The organism is Paenibacillus qinlingensis, from assembly GCF_013204845.1.
In the GTDB taxonomy this organism is placed as follows: domain Bacteria; phylum Bacillota; class Bacilli; order Paenibacillales; family NBRC-103111; genus Paenibacillus_E; species Paenibacillus_E qinlingensis.
Map to the genome: position 1 here is coordinate 13349 of NZ_JABMKY010000039.1, position 15776 is coordinate 29124.

The following is a 15776-nucleotide window of genomic DNA, read 5'->3' on the forward strand; positions in this document are numbered from 1 at the left end:
GCAGAACTTGCCCCATCAGTACCTATTAGCTATTTATTGATGAACCCTTTGTAATGACGCTTAATCAATTGGCTCTCGATTTGCTTCATTGTCTCAAGACCAACGCCTACTACGATAAGCAAAGATGTACCACCTATTTGAACCGAACTAGGTAATCCAGCAAGCCCTCCAAATAGCATTGGAAGAATAGAAATTGCTGAAAGGAACAAAGCTCCAGAAAGAGTAATTCTAGTCATTACGCGTGTCAGATAAGTCGAAGTGGTTTTACCTGGTCTGATACCTGGTATGTATCCGCCGTTCTTCTTCATCTGATCAGCCATTTGAACTGGATTAATTTGTACGAAGGTGTAGAAGTAGGTGAATCCGATAATCAGCAGTACATACAGTACAATCGCTAATGGTGCAGTTTGGTTAATACTCAAGTTGTTGATAATCCATTCTGCGACTACATTTCCTCTCCAATAACTTGCAATGGTTGGAGGAAACATCAAAAGTGATAATGCGAAGATTACAGGGATAACACCAGCAGCATTCACTTTAAGTGGAATGTGTGTTGTTTGCCCACCATACATTTTACGACCAACTACTCGCTTCGCATATTGTACAGGTATCTTACGAACACCTTGTTGTACAAATATAACGCCGGCAATAATCAGGATAACAACTAAAGCAATAATGATCAGTTTCACAATGTTCAGGAACAGGGCTCCATCGGTTGCAAAAAGTGTTTTGTAAATTTGTTGAATGCTTGTTGGAATCGCAGAAACGATACCAGCAAAGATGATAATGGAAATACCGTTACCAATCCCGTATTCCGTGATTTGCTCACCTAGCCACATCAAGAAAGCTGTACCAGCTGTCAACACGATAGCGATTAATGCGAAAGTTGTAAACCCAGCATCAATGACCAAACCACTGTATAGGCGGTTAAAGCCAATTGATAGACCGAAAGCTTGAATCAACCCTAGAACAATCGTACCGTAACGAGTCACCTGCGTCATTTTCTTTCTTCCGACATCTCCTTCTTTTGCCCACTGCGCAAAGCGCGGGATAACATCCATGGACAAAAGCTGAACAATGATCGAAGCCGTGATATAAGGCATAATTCCCATCGCGAAGATGGAGAATTGGAAGAGCGCACCGCCGGAGAACGTGTTAAGCAAACCAAAGACATCGCTCTGATTCGCTTGATCTTGAAGTTTCAGAACATCTGTATTAATGTTTGGAACCGGGATAAAGGCACCCAAACGGTAGACGATTAGCAAGATAAGCGTGAAGAGAATCCTTCTGCGTAAATCTTCTACTTTGAAGATGTTGGCTATGGTATTGAACATTAAATCACCTCGGTTTGACCGCCGGCAGCTTGGATTTTCTCAATCGCTGATTGAGAGAACTTATTCGCTTTAACGGTTAATTTTACTGTGATTTCACCGTTTCCTAAAATCTTAATGCCGTCTTTAGGAGCTTTAACAATACCAGTCTCCATTAATACTTCAGGAGTAACTTCAGTACCAGCTGCGAAATTGTTCAAGTCTTCAAGATTAACGATCGCGTACTCCGTACGGAAGCGGTTCGTAAATCCACGTTTAGGTAAACGACGGTACAATGGGTTTTGTCCACCCTCAAATCCAGGACGAACGCCTCCACCGGAACGTGCGTTTTGACCTTTATGTCCGCGAGTTGATGTTTTACCCATACCACTACTTGTTCCACGTCCAACACGCTTAGGTGATTTACGAGCGCCAGTAGCAGAACTTAGCTCATGTAACTTCATCGTTGCACACCTCCTCTAGATCTTAAATTCGTATTACTATGCTTCGATTTCTTTAACTTCTACCAAATGGCTCACTTGGTTAACCATTCCTCTGATTGCAGCATTATCTTGGTGAAGAACAGTTTGGTTAATCTTACGAAGACCAAGAGTTTTCACTGTAATGCGTTGCGTTTCAGGGCGGCCGATCAAGCTGCGTTTTAGGGTAACTTGTAATTGTTTAGCCATGTATACCCCTCCTAACCTAATAGCTCTTGAACAGTTTTACCACGAAGCTTTGCAACTTCTTCCGCTTTTTTCAAGCGGCTTAAGCCTTCAAGCGTAGCGTTAACCATGTTCATGGAGTTCGATGAACCTAGGGATTTTGTCAAGATATCGCCTACACCAGCAAGTTCAAGTACTGCACGAACTGGTCCGCCTGCGATAACTCCTGTACCTTGGGATGCTGGTTTCAATAGAACGCGTCCCGCGCCAAATTTACCAGTAACAAGGTGAGGAATCGAAGTGCCTACGATAGGAACATGAATCAAGTTCTTTTTCGCATCTTCAATGCCTTTACGGATTGCATCTGGAACTTCGGAAGCTTTACCGATTCCTGCACCAACCCAGCCATTGCCATCGCCAACGACAACAAGTGCGCTGAAGCTGAAACGACGTCCGCCTTTTACTACTTTAGCTACGCGATTAATATTTACGACTTTTTCTGTTAGCTCTAAAGTATTAGGATCTACACGCAAGTCTTTTACCTCCTTATTAATGTATTTCTAGAATTCAAGTCCAGCTTCACGAGCTGCATCAGCCAATGCTTGAACACGTCCATGATAAAGGTATCCACCGCGGTCAAAAACCACTTGTACTACACCTTTTTCTTTAGCACGTGCCGCAATCAATGCGCCAACTTTACGAGCAGCTTCAACGTTTCCACCGTTACCTACTTCACTTTTAAGCTCTTTATCTTGTGTTGATGCTGCAACGATAGTTGCACCAGTTGTATCATCGATAAGTTGAGCATACATATGTTTGGAAGAACGGAAGATGTTCAAACGTGGGCGAAGAGTTGTACCTTCAATTTTCTTACGAACACGAAGGTGTCTTTTCAGACGAGCTTTATTTTTATCGCTTTTAGTAATCATCTATACTTACACTCCTTTCATCATCTTATGATGCGAGGCTTATGCTTACGTAGCAAGTTTTCATTCGAAAACTCTTAGCTATTACCCGCGATCTTTCGATCTTATTTCTTCTTACCAGCTTTACCTTCTTTACGAAGAATGCGTTCGCCTTCATACTTGATACCTTTACCTTTATACGGCTCTGGTTCACGTACGGAACGAACTTTCGCTGCCATTGCGCCAACTAGCTCTTTATCAATACCTTTAACGATGATTTTCGTGTTCGTTGGAACATCGAACTCAATGCCGTTTTCAGGGTTGATTTCAACTGGATGGGAGTACCCAACGTTAAGAACCAATTTGTCACCGCTTTTGTTTGCACGGTAACCTACGCCTACTAGATCCAAAGATTTCGTGAAACCTTCCGTAACACCACTTACCATGTTGGCAACAACACTACGTGTTGTACCATGCAGGGAACGGTGGAGTTTGTTATCGGAAGGACGCTCAACGGAAATCTCGTTTTCTAGAACGTTAACTTTCATATCAGTATGAAGTACACGGGACAGGGAACCTTTAGGTCCACTAACCGTGATTTGAGTATTGTCTAGTGTTACATTTACACCACTTGGAATGGTGATTGGCTTACGACCAATACGAGACATGTTTGCACCTCCATTCAATTACAATTGTATTACCAAACGTAGCAGATAACCTCTCCGCCAGCTTTGGATTGACGAGCATCTTTATCCGTCATAACTCCTTGAGACGTGGAGATGATGGCAATCCCTAATCCGCCCAGAACACGAGGGACTTCTTGTGATTTTGTATAAACGCGTAGACCTGGTTTCGAAATTCTTTTCAAACCAGAGATAACACGCTCATTGTTTGAACCATATTTCAGGAACAAACGAATGATACCTTGTTTGCTATCTTGAACGTACTCAGCATCACGGATAAATCCTTCTTTTTTAAGGATTTCAGCGATTTCCCTCTTCACTTTTGAAGCTGGGATTTCAACTGTCTCATGACGTACGATGTTCGCATTACGAATGCGTGTTAGCATATCTGCAATAGGATCTGACATGACCATTTTGTGTAAACCTCCTTCCCGAAAATAGGGTGATTACCAGCTTGCTTTTTTCACGCCTGGAATCTGACCCAAGTGTGCTAATTCGCGGAAACAAATCCGACAAATTTTGAACTTGCGAAGCACTGAATGCGGACGTCCGCAGCGCTCGCAACGTGTGTATGCTTGCACTTTAAACTTCGGGGTACGTTGCTGTTTGACTTTCATCGAAGTTTTTGCCACTTAATATAACACCTCCTGATAGGTACGACTGGTAACCTATTTTACGAAAGGCGCTCCGAGTTGTGTTAAAAGCTCGCGAGCTTCCTCGTCGGACTTAGCCGTCGTTACGATAACAATATCCATACCACGAACTTTATCAATTTTATCATACTCAATTTCAGGGAAAATGAGTTGTTCTTTCAAACCAAGCGTGTAGTTACCACGACCATCAAATGCTTTGTTGGAAATACCGCGGAAGTCACGTACACGTGGAAGTGATACGTTAAATAATTTGTCCAAGAAGTGGTACATGCGCTCACCGCGAAGAGTTACTTTCGCACCAATCGGCATGTTTTCGCGAAGTTTGAAACCCGCGATCGCTTTTTTGGATTTTGTTACAACTGGTTTTTGACCAGAGATCTTTTGAAGATCTTCTACTGCAGTATCTAGTACTTTGGAGTTTGAAACAGCTTCACCAACACCCATGTTGATTACAACTTTCTCAATTTTCGGTACTTGCATTACTGTCGTGTAGTTGAACTTTTGAATTAATGCTGGTGTAATCTCGTTCAAGTAACGATCTTTCAATCTTACTGCCATAACTTAGTTTCCTCCTTTCCATACATGTGTGTATTAGTCGATAACTTCGCCGGATTTTTTCGCGATACGAACTTTCGTTCCGTTATCTAATACTTTGTATCCTACGCGAGTAGGTTTGCCGCTCTTAGGATCAATTAGCATCACGTTAGAAACGTGGATCGCAGCTTCTTGATTCAAGATACCGCCTTGTGGGTTAAGTTGGGATGGTTTCGCATGTTTCTTAACCATGTTTACACCTTCAACAAGAACACGATTTTGACGAGGGTAAGCAGCGATAACGCGGCCTTTCTTACCTTTGTCTTTGCCAGTGATAACGAAAACAGTATCGTCTTTTTTCACGTGCAATTTATTGTTATGAGATTCTAGTCTCTTTTTAAGTCTTGGCATTAGCTTCTACACCTCCTGGGGTTCTCCACAATGGAAAACAACATCGTAACACGTCTTAGATAACTTCTGGAGCCAAGGATACGATCTTCATGAAGTCTCTATCGCGAAGTTCGCGAGCAACTGGTCCGAAGATACGAGTACCACGTGGGCTCTTATCTTCTTTCACGATAACAGCTGCATTCTCATCAAATGAGATATATGAACCGTCTTTACGGCGAGCACCGCTCTTCGTACGAACGATAACTGCTTTAACAACGTCACCTTTTTTGACAACGCCACCTGGTGTTGCTTCTTTTACTGAACATACGATCAAATCACCAATGTGACCAACGCGACGACCAGTACCACCCAAAACGCGGATACACATTAATTGTTTCGCACCTGAGTTGTCAGCGACAGCCAAACGAGTAAATGGTTGAATCATCGTATTCCCTCCTTTCGGGGTTCATATCTAGAATATTAGATAACAACTGCCACTTCAAGAATTTCAACCAGTCTCCAACTTTTATCTTTGGACAACGGTCTAGTTTCACTGATTTTCACAGTGTCACCAATCTTAGCTTGGTTGTTTTCGTCATGTGCTTTGAATTTTTTTGTTGATTTAATTCGTTTGTGGTAGAGTTCATGCTTTTTGTAAGTTTCAACAGCAACAACAATGGTTTTATCCATTTTATCACTGACAACCTTACCGATCAGAACTTTACGATCGTTACGTTCAGTCATCTAAGGAACACTCCCTTCTAGATTTGGTTACCCAATACCCAGTTCTCTTTCACGCAAAATAGTCTTGGCACGAGCGATCTCTTTACGCAAATCACGAATCTGAGTCGGGTTGTCCAATTGACCAGTAGCTAGTTGAAAACGGAGGTTAAAGAGTTCTTCTTTAAAACCATTAACTTTTTGCTCGATTTCAGCAGTGGTTAAGTTCCGGAATTCACTACCCTTCATTTGCTTCACCGCCTACTTCTTCTCTTTTCACGAACTTCGTTTTGATTGGAAGCTTGTGAGCTGCAAGACGCATTGCTTCGCGAGCAACCTCTTCGCTTACACCTGCTAATTCAAACAAAATTTTGCCCGGTTTTACTACGGCAACCCATTTTTCCACGCTACCTTTACCACTACCCATACGAACTTCAAGCGGCTTTTGTGTAACTGGTTTAGCTGGGAAAATTTTAATCCATACTTTACCGCCACGTTTGATGTAACGTGTCATGGCAATACGAGCTGCTTCGATTTGACGGTTGGAAACCCAAGCCGGTTCTACCGCTTGCAGACCATATTCGCCAAAAGCAACTTCCGTACCGCCTTTAGCGCGACCTTTCATGTTACCGCGGTGTTCTTTACGGTGTTTTACACGTTTAGGTACTAACATGATTTAATTTCCTCCTTCCGGCTGAGCCTTTTTCTTAGCTGTCGGAAGCACTTCTCCACGATAAATCCATACTTTTACACCAATACGTCCATAAGTAGTGGCTGCTTCAGCCGTACCATAGTCGATATCCGCACGAAGTGTATGAAGTGGAACAGTTCCTTCGCTATATCCTTCCGTACGAGCAATCTCAGCACCGCCAAGACGTCCGCTAGTTGCAACTTTGATACCTTTTGCTCCGGATCTCATAGTTCTTTGCATTGCTTGTTTCATAGCACGACGGAAAGAAACACGACGCTCTAATTGAAGTGCAACTGCTTCAGCTACTAGGATAGCATCAAGATCAGGGTGTTTAATTTCAGAAATGTTGATATGAACTTTTTTGTTCGACATAGCTGCGATGTAGTTACGAATAACTTCAACTTCAGCTCCGCCTTTACCAATAACCATTCCTGGTTTAGCAGTATGAATCGTAACGTTAACACGGTTAGCCGCGCGCTCGATATCGATATGGGAAACTGCAGAATCTTTAAGTTTATTCTTTAAGTATTCGCGGATTTTGACGTCTTCAAGCAGCAGAGTTCCGAAATCTTTTTCTGCGAACCATTTGGACTCCCAATCACGAATGACACCAATTCTAAAACCTATCGGGTGTACTTTCTGACCCACACGTTACCCCTCCTTATTTTTCAGATACCACGATTGTGATGTGGCTGGTACGTTTTTTGATCGCGCTAGCGCGGCCCATTGCACGTTGTTGGAATCTTTTCATTGTTGGCCCTTGATTTACGAAAGTCTCGGAAACAACAAGTTTGTTTGGATCTAATGAATAGTTATGCTCTGCATTGGCAATTGCGGAATTCAATAGTTTCTCCAGAATTGGAGAAGCTGCTTTTGGTGTATGACGCAAAATTGCGATCGCTTCACCTACCGCTTTTCCCCGAATCAAGTCAACAACTAGCTTTGCTTTACGAGGAGCAATCCGAGCGTGGTTCAATATTGCTTTAGCTTGCATGGTAGTACCTCCTCTCGGTTAAAAATGAATTAACGTTTTCCGGTTTTCTTATCGTCATCGTGACCTTTATACGTACGTGTTGGAGCAAATTCACCAAGCTTATGCCCAACCATATCTTCCGTTACATATACTGGCACGTGTTTTCTTCCGTCATATACTCCGAAAGTGTGACCAACGAATTGCGGGTAAATTGTAGAACGACGGGACCACGTTTTGACAACTAATTTCTTGCCAGAAGTGTTTAAGTCTTCTACTTTTTTCAGTAAGTGACCATCGATAAATGGACCCTTCTTTAAGCTGCGACCCATGGGTGTTCCTCCCTTCCTTGAACCTCAAGAGAATGTCTATATCCTAGATTACTTCGTACGACGACGTACAATGTATTTATCGGATGCTTTACCTTTTTTACGAGTTTTGAAACCAAGCGTCGGTTTACCCCATGGAGACATAGGTGATTTACGTCCGATTGGTGCGCGTCCTTCACCACCACCGTGTGGGTGATCATTCGGGTTCATAACAACCCCACGAACTTGAGGACGATTGCCTTTCCAACGATTACGTCCTGCTTTACCGATTTTCACGAGCTCGTGATCTTCGTTACCAACAGAACCGATTGTTGCGCGGCAAACTTTTAGTACTTTGCGAACTTCACCGGATGAAAGGCGAATTGTAACGTATGATTCTTCTTTACCAAGCAATTGAGCTTCAGTACCAGCTGCGCGCACAAGTTGTGCACCTTTACCAGGTTTCAACTCAATGTTGTGGATAACTGTACCAACTGGAATGTTTTCCAATGGAAGAGCGTTACCTACTTTGATATCTGCTTGTGGTCCAGAAACGATACGATCGTCCACTTTAAGACCTTTAGGAGCGATGATGTATTTTTTCTCGCCATCAGCATAATGAATCAATGCGATGTTCGCGGAACGGTTAGGATCGTACTCAACTGTAGCAACGCGTCCTGGTATTCCATCTTTAGTACGTTTAAAATCGATAATACGGTATTTACGCTTGTGTCCACCACCGTGGTGACGAACCGTAATTTTACCTTGGTTGTTACGGCCAGCATGCTTGAACAAAGGAGCAAGCAATGATTTCTCGGGTGTTGATGTTGTGATTTCTTCAAATGTAGAAACCGACATCGCACGACGAGCTGGTGAGGTTGGTTTGTATTTTTTAATTGGCACTCTGTTTCCTCCTTACTTTAAGAAATGGGTTATACCGTTTCGAAGAATTCCAATTCTTTGCTCTCAGCGCTTAGGGACACGATAGCTTTCTTCCAGATGGAAGTGTAACCAGAGTGTTTGCCATAACGTTTAGGCTTAGCTGGCATTCTGAGTGTGTTTACATTTGTAACTTTCACTTTGAAGATTGCTTCGATAGCTTGTTTAATTTCTGTTTTGTTAGCGCGAAGATCCACTTCGAAAACATACTTTTTGTTAGCCATTAGGTCGCTTGTACGCTCAGTGATGATCGGGCGCTTGATAATGTCGCGTGGATTTTTCATTGTGCAAGCACCTCCTCAACTTTCTGTACAGCCTCTTGCGTTAAGATCAATTTGTCATAAAGCATGACATCAAGAACGTTAACTCCATCAGCAGCAACAAATTTCACACCTGGGATATTACGAGCAGATAATGCTACATTGGAGTCGTTAGGAACGCCTACAACTAGTACTTTTGTATCTACTTTCAGGTTGTTCAAAATAGCAACGAATTCTTTCGTTTTCGGAGCATTCAATTGAAGTTGATCCAGAACGATCAAGTTGTTATCGATAAGTTTCGAGGACAAAGCAGATTTGATCGCTAAGCGACGAACTTTTCTTGGCAATTTGAAACCATAGCTACGAGGAGTTGGTCCGAATACGGTACCGCCGCCTTTCCACTGTGGAGCACGAATACTACCTTGACGCGCACGACCTGTACCTTTTTGTTTCCAAGGTTTACGACCACCGCCGCGAACTTCTGAACGACCTTTTGTTTTGTGAGTTCCTTGACGAACAGCTGCTTGTTGCAAAAGAACAGCTTCGTGAATCGCATGAACGTGAGGCTCAATTCCGAAAACAACGTCAGACAGTTCAATCTCTCCTACCTGAGCACCTGTTACATTATATAAAGCTACTTTTGGCATCTGTCTTCCTCCTTTCTTACTTTTTAACAGCAGACTTCACGCTAACGTAGCTGTTTTTAGGACCCGGAATGGAACCTTTAACTAGCAATACATTACGCTCAGCATCTACTTTAATGATTTGAAGATTTTGCAATGTTACCGTTTCGTTACCCATATGTCCTGGCAATTTCTTACCTTTAGGAACGCGGTTTGCTTGAATGGAACCCATCGAACCTGGTCCGCGGTGATAACGTGATCCGTGTGCCATTGGCCCAGTGGATTGGTTATGTCTTTTGATGTTACCTTGGAAACCTTTACCTTTGGAAGTACCCGTTACATCAACGAATTCGCCCTCTGCGAACAGATCTGCTTTCAGCTCTTGACCAACTTCATAGTCACCCAACTGAATGCCACGAATTTCTTTAACGTAGCGCTTAGGCGTTGCCCCTGCTTTTTTCGCATGGCCAAGCTCTGGTTTAATGATACGGCTAGCTTTTACATCATCAAAACCGATTTGGATCGACTCATAACCATCGTTATCCACATCTTTCTTTTGCAGTACCACACATGGTCCTGCTTGAATGACAGTTACCGGAACAACATTACCCTCCGGAGTAAACAACTGTGTCATCCCAAGTTTTTTCCCTAAGATACCTTTCATCGTTGACACCTCATTTCCTTCCATTGTTAACTCTATAGTTGTTTTACAGTTTGATCTCGATGTCAACGCCAGACGGTAAGTCTAGACGCATTAGAGCATCAACTGTTTGTGGTGTTGGATTCACAATATCGATTAGACGCTTATGCGTACGCATTTCGAATTGCTCACGCGAATCCTTGTACTTGTGCACCGCACGAAGAATCGTGATGATTTGCTTCTCTGTCGGAAGCGGAATCGGACCGGATACACCTGCACCGGAACGCTTGGCAGTTTCCACGATTTTCTCAGCTGATTGATCAATAATTCTGTGATCATAAGCCTTCAAACGGATACGAATTTTTTGCTTTGCCATTTAAAAGTCCCTCCTTCTATCGCCCAATTTATTATCGGACATACTCCGCGAAAATTCTCCAACAGCCATCCCCATGGCAAAGGGGCCTGGTGTGTCGGCAACCTTTCGCATCATCGCAACGTCACAGACCAACGTTTAATATTATATAAAATTATAAAACGAAAAGCAAGTGAAATTTTAGGCTAATGCACAAAATTATTTATAAGTACTTTTCTCTTCTATATAAGTAACACTCCGCTGTCGTTCCCTCAATCCGTTTCTACATTATAATAAAAGATTATTATTAAAACCACTGCATTCTGTTTCCAGTCATTCTTAGCAGTAAACTGCATTATCACAGCCGCGGTTATCAGTAAACAAAAAAACACCCACCGATAAATCGATGGATGTTTCGATCTCTCTAAGAGAGATTACTTTTGAATTGTAGCAACCGCGCCCGCACCAACTGTACGTCCGCCTTCACGAATCGCGAAGCGTGTTCCTTCTTCGATTGCGATTGGGTTGATTAGTTCTACAGTAACTGTGATGTTATCACCTGGCATAACCATCTCAGTACCTTCTGGAAGGGAGATGATACCCGTTACATCAGTTGTACGGAAGTAGAACTGTGGACGGTAACCAGTGAAGAAAGGCTTATGACGGCCACCCTCTTCTTTAGTTAGAACGTAGATTTGTGCTGTGAAGTTCGTGTGTGGTTTAACTGAACCCGGTTTCGCAAGAACTTGTCCACGCTCGATATCTTTACGATCAACACCACGAAGCAATGCTCCAATGTTGTCACCAGCTTGAGCGGAATCAAGCAATTTACGGAACATCTCTACACCAGTTACGATGCATTTACGAGTTTCTTCAGCGATACCAACGATTTCAACTTCTTCTTGTACTTTAACAGTACCACGCTCAACACGACCAGTTGCAACTGTTCCACGACCAGTGATTGAGAATACATCCTCAACTGGCATAAGGAAAGGTTTGTCTGTTTGACGTTCAGGAGTTGGGATGTAAGTATCAACTTGCTCGAACAACTCGATGATTTTGTCAGCCCAAGGACCATCTGGGTTTTGAAGAGCTTCACGAGCTGCTCCACGGATGATTGGAGTATCATCGCCTGGGAACTCATATTCGTTAAGAAGGTCGCGAACTTCCATCTCAACCAATTCAAGCAACTCTTCGTCTTCAACCATGTCACATTTGTTAAGGAATACCACGATGTATGGTACGCCTACTTGACGGGAAAGAAGAATGTGCTCACGCGTTTGTGGCATAGGGCCATCAGCTGCGGAAACAACTAGGATAGCGCCGTCCATTTGAGCAGCACCAGTGATCATGTTTTTAACATAGTCAGCATGTCCTGGGCAGTCTACGTGTGCGTAGTGACGGTTAGGAGTTTCGTACTCAACGTGAGCTGTGGAGATTGTGATACCGCGCTCGCGCTCTTCTGGTGCTTTATCGATTTGGTCGAATGCTACTGCAGCTCCACCGTATCTTTTGGACAATACTGTTGTGATAGCAGCTGTCAAAGTTGTTTTACCATGATCGACGTGACCAATAGTTCCGATGTTAACATGCGGTTTGTTACGTTCAAATTTAGCCTTTGCCATTTTAAACGATTCCTCCTTAGAGTAACTAGTATTTTTATATTAAGCGCCTTTGCCTTTTGCAATAATTTCTTCTGCAATGGACTTAGGTACTTCTTCATAATGTGAAAGTTCCATGGAGTATACGCCACGGCCTTGAGTTCTTGAACGAAGTGTTGTGGAATATCCAAACATTTCGGACAAAGGCACCTTAGCACGAATAACTTGCGCTCCATGACGGCTATCCATACCTTCAATACGTCCACGACGGGAGTTAAGGTCACCCATAACATCGCCCATGTACTCTTCTGGTACAGTAACTTCAACCTTCATGATTGGCTCAAGAAGAACCGGTTTACATTTTTCTTTCGCTGCTTTAAGCGCCATGGAACCCGCGATTTTGAACGCCATTTCATTGGAGTCAACATCATGGTAAGATCCATCAACTACTGTAGCTTTGATATCCACAAGTGGGAATCCTGCGATTACACCGTTCTTCATGGACTCTTCGATACCAGCTTGAATAGGTGCGATATATTCTCTAGGAATAGATCCGCCCACAACTTTGTTTTCGAAGATGAAACCTGTACCAGCTTCTTGTGGTTCGAACTCAACCCAACAATGTCCGTATTGACCACGACCACCGGATTGACGAACGAATTTACCTTCAACTTTAGCTGCTGCACGGAATGTTTCGCGATAAGCAACTTGTGGTTTACCTACATTGGTTTCAACTTTGAACTCACGAAGCATACGGTCAACTAGTATTTCAAGGTGAAGCTCACCCATACCCGCGATGATCGTTTGTCCTGTTTCTTCGTCTGTAGAAGCACGGAAAGTAGGATCTTCTTCAGCAAGTTTTTGCAATGCGATACCCATTTTATCTTGATCGGCTTTCGTCTTCGGTTCAACAGCAAGCTGGATAACCGGTTCAGGGAAGACCATTCTCTCAAGAATAACTGGGTTTTTCTCATCACAAAGTGTATCACCAGTCGTTGTATCTTTCAATCCAACAGCTGCGGCAATATCACCAGAGTATACAATGCTGATCTCTTGACGGCTGTTCGCATGCATTTGCAGGATACGACCAACGCGCTCACGTTTTCCTTTTGTCGCGTTAGAGACATAAGAACCGGAGTTCAAGGTACCAGAGTAAACACGGAAGAACGTAAGACGACCAACGAAAGGATCTGTCATGATTTTGAATGCAAGCGCTGAGAAAGGTTGATCATCAGCAGACTTACGAACCACTTCAGTACCATCGTCAAGCACACCTTTGATATCAGGTACATCAAGTGGTGATGGCAGGTAATTAATTACCGCATCCAACATCAATTGAACACCTTTGTTTCTGTAAGAAGACCCTACGATAACTGGGAAGATTTTAACATCACAGACACCTTTACGTAGAGCTGCTTTGATCTCATCAACAGAGATTTCTTCGCCCTCGAGGTATTTCATTGTAAGCTCTTCATCAAGTTCAGCAACTTTCTCGATTAATTCCAAACGAAGCTCAGCAACTTGATCTTTGAACTCAGCAGGGATTTCGACTTTCTCGATATCCTTACCAAGATCATCTTTGTACATATAAGCAACTTCTTCTACCAAGTCGATGATGCCTTTAAAATCATTCTCAGCACCGATAGGAAGTTGAATAGCTACTGCATTTGCACCTAGTTTTAAACGCATGGATTCAACAACTTGCAGGAAGTCTGCACCGATGATATCCATTTTGTTTACATAAGCAATCCGTGGAACGTTGTATTTATCAGCTTGTCTCCAAACTGTTTCCGATTGAGGTTCAACGCCCTCTTTCGCACTAAATACACCAACTGCTCCATCTAACACACGAAGGGAACGCTCTACCTCAACGGTAAAGTCAACGTGCCCTGGGGTATCAATAATATTGATGCGGTGACCTTCCCATTGCGCAGTTGTAGCGGCGGAAGTAATCGTGATTCCGCGCTCTTGCTCCTGCTCCATCCAGTCCATCGTTGCTGCACCTTCATGCACTTCCCCGATTTTGTGAACTTTACCAGTGTAGTACAAGATACGCTCTGTTGTTGTCGTTTTACCAGCATCGATATGAGCCATGATCCCGATATTACGTGTGTTTTTTAAGGAGAACTCTCTAGCCATAGGTCGTTATGTCTCCTTTCTGTTAATTATATTAGAATTCTACCAACGGTAGTGAGCGAAAGCTTTGTTAGCTTCAGCCATTTTGTGTGTATCTTCACGTTTCTTAACTGAAGACCCTGTGCTATTGCTAGCATCGATAATTTCATAAGCCAATCTTTCTTCCATCGTCTTCTCACCGCGAAGACGGGAATAGTTAACCAACCAACGCAAACCTAATGTCGAACGACGGTCAGGTCTAACTTCGATAGGCACTTGATAGTTTGCTCCACCAACACGGCGAGCTTTAACTTCTAGTACTGGCATAATGTTTTTGATAGCAGCTTCAAACACTTCCATCGGCTCTTTACCTGTACGATCTTTCACGAGGTTAAAAGCGTTGTATAGAATCGTTTGTGCTACCCCTCTTTTTCCATCAACCATAATACGGTTGATAAGACGAGTAACTAGTTTGCTATTATAAATAGGATCTGGCAATACGTCTCTGCGAGTAACTGGACCTTTACGAGGCATAGTTATCCCCCTTTCTTATAAGAATCATCCCTGATTATTATCTCTTATTTTTTAACTTTCGGACGTTTCGTACCGTATTTGGAACGGGATTGCTTACGGTTGTTAACACCGGAAGTATCTAGAGCTCCACGAACGATGTGATAACGTACCCCTGGAAGATCTTTAATTCTACCACCACGGATCAATACAACACTGTGTTCTTGCAGGTTGTGACCGATACCTGGGATATAAGCTGTCACCTCTACGCGGTTCGTTAAACGAACACGTGCGTATTTACGAAGTGCGGAGTTAGGCTTCTTAGGAGTCATAGTACCTACACGCGTGCAGACACCACGTTTTTGAGGAGCGCTCAAATCCGTTGCTTCTCTTTTCAAAGCGTTAAAACCTTTTTGTAAAGCTGGTGATTTGGACTTATCCACCTTCGCTTGACGACCTTTACGTACTAGTTGGTTAATTGTTGGCATATCGCCACCTCCTCCCTACATTCATAACATGATGTGCTTCTTGCAAGCCCACAGATCCAGGCGAGTCATAAATGAGCAAAGAGAAAGTCTTTGTTATGAAGAGCTGTCAAAGTCACAAAAACTTATGTAAGCTTCTCCCACTAACAAAAACACCTTTAGCACTTATTCATTTACAACAGCTGCTACCGCAGCTCCAACTTCAATTCCACATGCTTTACCTAGCATCTTCATAGAATCTACGTAGGTTACAGGCACACCCATCTGCGAACAGAGAGCTACCAGATTTATCGTCAATCGCGGATCTGCATCTTTAGAAACAAAAACTTCTATCGCCTTACCTTGCTCGACTGTTTTTGTAACCTTCTTCGTGCCTACACATCTATTCTTCGCCTGTTTGACTATTTCATAAGACATTAGGC

General features: G+C 43.0%; 27 protein-coding genes. All 27 read right to left on the reverse strand.

Annotation, left to right across the window (positions count from 1 at the left end; all coding sequences use genetic code 11):
• Positions 1–29: 29 nt before the first annotated feature.
• Positions 30–1334, reverse strand: coding sequence for a preprotein translocase subunit SecY (gene secY, locus HQN88_RS35915; RefSeq protein WP_057313448.1), 1305 nt, complete (start codon positions 1332–1334; stop codon positions 30–32).
• Positions 1334–1774, reverse strand: a complete 441-nt coding sequence (gene rplO, locus HQN88_RS35920; RefSeq protein ID WP_056618269.1) for a 50S ribosomal protein L15 — start codon at positions 1772–1774, stop codon at positions 1334–1336. The genes secY and rplO overlap by 1 nt, the downstream gene beginning before the upstream one ends.
• A gap of 36 nt (positions 1775–1810) precedes the next feature.
• A complete protein-coding gene (gene rpmD, locus HQN88_RS35925; protein WP_056618272.1) occupies positions 1811–1999 on the reverse strand; it encodes a 50S ribosomal protein L30 in 189 nt (62 codons plus the stop codon).
• Between the two features lie 11 nt (positions 2000–2010).
• The gene (gene rpsE, locus HQN88_RS35930) at positions 2011–2508 is read right to left on the reverse strand and encodes a 30S ribosomal protein S5 (protein ID WP_056618277.1); all 498 of its coding nucleotides are present in this window, start codon (positions 2506–2508) and stop codon (positions 2011–2013) included.
• 27 nt (positions 2509–2535) lie between these two features.
• Positions 2536–2904: a 50S ribosomal protein L18 gene (gene rplR / locus HQN88_RS35935; RefSeq protein ID WP_057313450.1), complete on the reverse strand. Its 369-nt coding sequence runs from the start codon at positions 2902–2904 to the stop codon at positions 2536–2538.
• 101 nt (positions 2905–3005) lie between these two features.
• On the reverse strand, positions 3006–3548 hold the full coding sequence (gene rplF, locus HQN88_RS35940) for a 50S ribosomal protein L6 (protein WP_028557480.1): 543 nt from the start codon (positions 3546–3548) through the stop codon (positions 3006–3008).
• 29 nt (positions 3549–3577) lie between these two features.
• A complete protein-coding gene (gene rpsH / locus HQN88_RS35945) occupies positions 3578–3976 on the reverse strand; it encodes a 30S ribosomal protein S8 (protein WP_028557481.1) in 399 nt (132 codons plus the stop codon).
• A gap of 33 nt (positions 3977–4009) precedes the next feature.
• A complete protein-coding gene (locus HQN88_RS35950; RefSeq protein WP_028557482.1) occupies positions 4010–4195 on the reverse strand; it encodes a type Z 30S ribosomal protein S14 in 186 nt (61 codons plus the stop codon).
• Positions 4196–4231: 36 nt separating this feature from the next.
• Positions 4232–4774 carry a 50S ribosomal protein L5 gene (gene rplE, locus HQN88_RS35955; RefSeq protein ID WP_056618284.1) on the reverse strand — a complete coding sequence of 181 codons (543 nt, stop codon included), beginning with the start codon at positions 4772–4774 and terminating at the stop codon, positions 4232–4234.
• 33 nt (positions 4775–4807) lie between these two features.
• Positions 4808–5161 (reverse strand): 50S ribosomal protein L24, encoded by a 354-nt coding sequence (gene rplX / locus HQN88_RS35960; protein ID WP_081787661.1) that lies wholly within the window; start codon positions 5159–5161, stop codon positions 4808–4810.
• 55 nt (positions 5162–5216) lie between these two features.
• A complete protein-coding gene (gene rplN / locus HQN88_RS35965; RefSeq protein WP_028557485.1) occupies positions 5217–5585 on the reverse strand; it encodes a 50S ribosomal protein L14 in 369 nt (122 codons plus the stop codon).
• Between the two features lie 35 nt (positions 5586–5620).
• Entirely contained in the window at positions 5621–5884 is a 264-nt protein-coding gene (rpsQ, locus tag HQN88_RS35970) for a 30S ribosomal protein S17 (protein ID WP_028557486.1), read from the reverse strand.
• A 27-nt stretch (positions 5885–5911) separates the two neighbouring features.
• Positions 5912–6109, reverse strand: coding sequence for a 50S ribosomal protein L29 (gene rpmC, locus HQN88_RS35975; protein WP_028557487.1), 198 nt, complete (start codon positions 6107–6109; stop codon positions 5912–5914).
• On the reverse strand, positions 6099–6533 hold the full coding sequence (gene rplP, locus HQN88_RS35980) for a 50S ribosomal protein L16 (protein ID WP_028557488.1): 435 nt from the start codon (positions 6531–6533) through the stop codon (positions 6099–6101). The genes rpmC and rplP overlap by 11 nt, the downstream gene beginning before the upstream one ends.
• A gap of 3 nt (positions 6534–6536) precedes the next feature.
• Positions 6537–7199 (reverse strand): 30S ribosomal protein S3, encoded by a 663-nt coding sequence (gene rpsC, locus HQN88_RS35985; RefSeq protein WP_028557489.1) that lies wholly within the window; start codon positions 7197–7199, stop codon positions 6537–6539.
• A 13-nt stretch (positions 7200–7212) separates the two neighbouring features.
• Positions 7213–7545, reverse strand: a complete 333-nt coding sequence (gene rplV / locus HQN88_RS35990; RefSeq protein WP_028557490.1) for a 50S ribosomal protein L22 — start codon at positions 7543–7545, stop codon at positions 7213–7215.
• Between the two features lie 29 nt (positions 7546–7574).
• The gene (gene rpsS, locus HQN88_RS35995) at positions 7575–7853 is read right to left on the reverse strand and encodes a 30S ribosomal protein S19 (protein ID WP_028557491.1); all 279 of its coding nucleotides are present in this window, start codon (positions 7851–7853) and stop codon (positions 7575–7577) included.
• Positions 7854–7901: 48 nt separating this feature from the next.
• A complete protein-coding gene (gene rplB, locus HQN88_RS36000; protein WP_056618285.1) occupies positions 7902–8732 on the reverse strand; it encodes a 50S ribosomal protein L2 in 831 nt (276 codons plus the stop codon).
• A gap of 29 nt (positions 8733–8761) precedes the next feature.
• Complete coding sequence (rplW, locus tag HQN88_RS36005; RefSeq protein WP_056618288.1) at positions 8762–9052, reverse strand: 50S ribosomal protein L23; 291 nt, start codon at positions 9050–9052, stop codon at positions 8762–8764.
• Positions 9049–9675 carry a 50S ribosomal protein L4 gene (gene rplD / locus HQN88_RS36010; protein WP_056618294.1) on the reverse strand — a complete coding sequence of 209 codons (627 nt, stop codon included), beginning with the start codon at positions 9673–9675 and terminating at the stop codon, positions 9049–9051. The genes rplW and rplD overlap by 4 nt, the downstream gene beginning before the upstream one ends.
• 16 nt (positions 9676–9691) lie before the next feature.
• Complete coding sequence (rplC, locus tag HQN88_RS36015) at positions 9692–10315, reverse strand: 50S ribosomal protein L3 (RefSeq protein ID WP_056618299.1); 624 nt, start codon at positions 10313–10315, stop codon at positions 9692–9694.
• A 43-nt stretch (positions 10316–10358) separates the two neighbouring features.
• Complete coding sequence (gene rpsJ, locus HQN88_RS36020) at positions 10359–10667, reverse strand: 30S ribosomal protein S10 (RefSeq protein ID WP_028557496.1); 309 nt, start codon at positions 10665–10667, stop codon at positions 10359–10361.
• 410 nt (positions 10668–11077) lie between these two features.
• A complete protein-coding gene (gene tuf, locus HQN88_RS36025) occupies positions 11078–12268 on the reverse strand; it encodes an elongation factor Tu (RefSeq protein WP_028557497.1) in 1191 nt (396 codons plus the stop codon).
• Positions 12269–12307: 39 nt separating this feature from the next.
• Complete coding sequence (fusA, locus tag HQN88_RS36030; RefSeq protein WP_173121281.1) at positions 12308–14383, reverse strand: elongation factor G; 2076 nt, start codon at positions 14381–14383, stop codon at positions 12308–12310.
• Positions 14384–14422: 39 nt separating this feature from the next.
• The gene (gene rpsG / locus HQN88_RS36035) at positions 14423–14893 is read right to left on the reverse strand and encodes a 30S ribosomal protein S7 (RefSeq protein WP_028557499.1); all 471 of its coding nucleotides are present in this window, start codon (positions 14891–14893) and stop codon (positions 14423–14425) included.
• 44 nt (positions 14894–14937) lie between these two features.
• Positions 14938–15357 (reverse strand): 30S ribosomal protein S12, encoded by a 420-nt coding sequence (rpsL, locus tag HQN88_RS36040; RefSeq protein WP_028557500.1) that lies wholly within the window; start codon positions 15355–15357, stop codon positions 14938–14940.
• Between the two features lie 162 nt (positions 15358–15519).
• Positions 15520–15771 carry a ribosomal L7Ae/L30e/S12e/Gadd45 family protein gene (locus HQN88_RS36045; protein WP_173121283.1) on the reverse strand — a complete coding sequence of 84 codons (252 nt, stop codon included), beginning with the start codon at positions 15769–15771 and terminating at the stop codon, positions 15520–15522.
• Between the last annotated feature and the right edge of the window lie 5 nt (positions 15772–15776).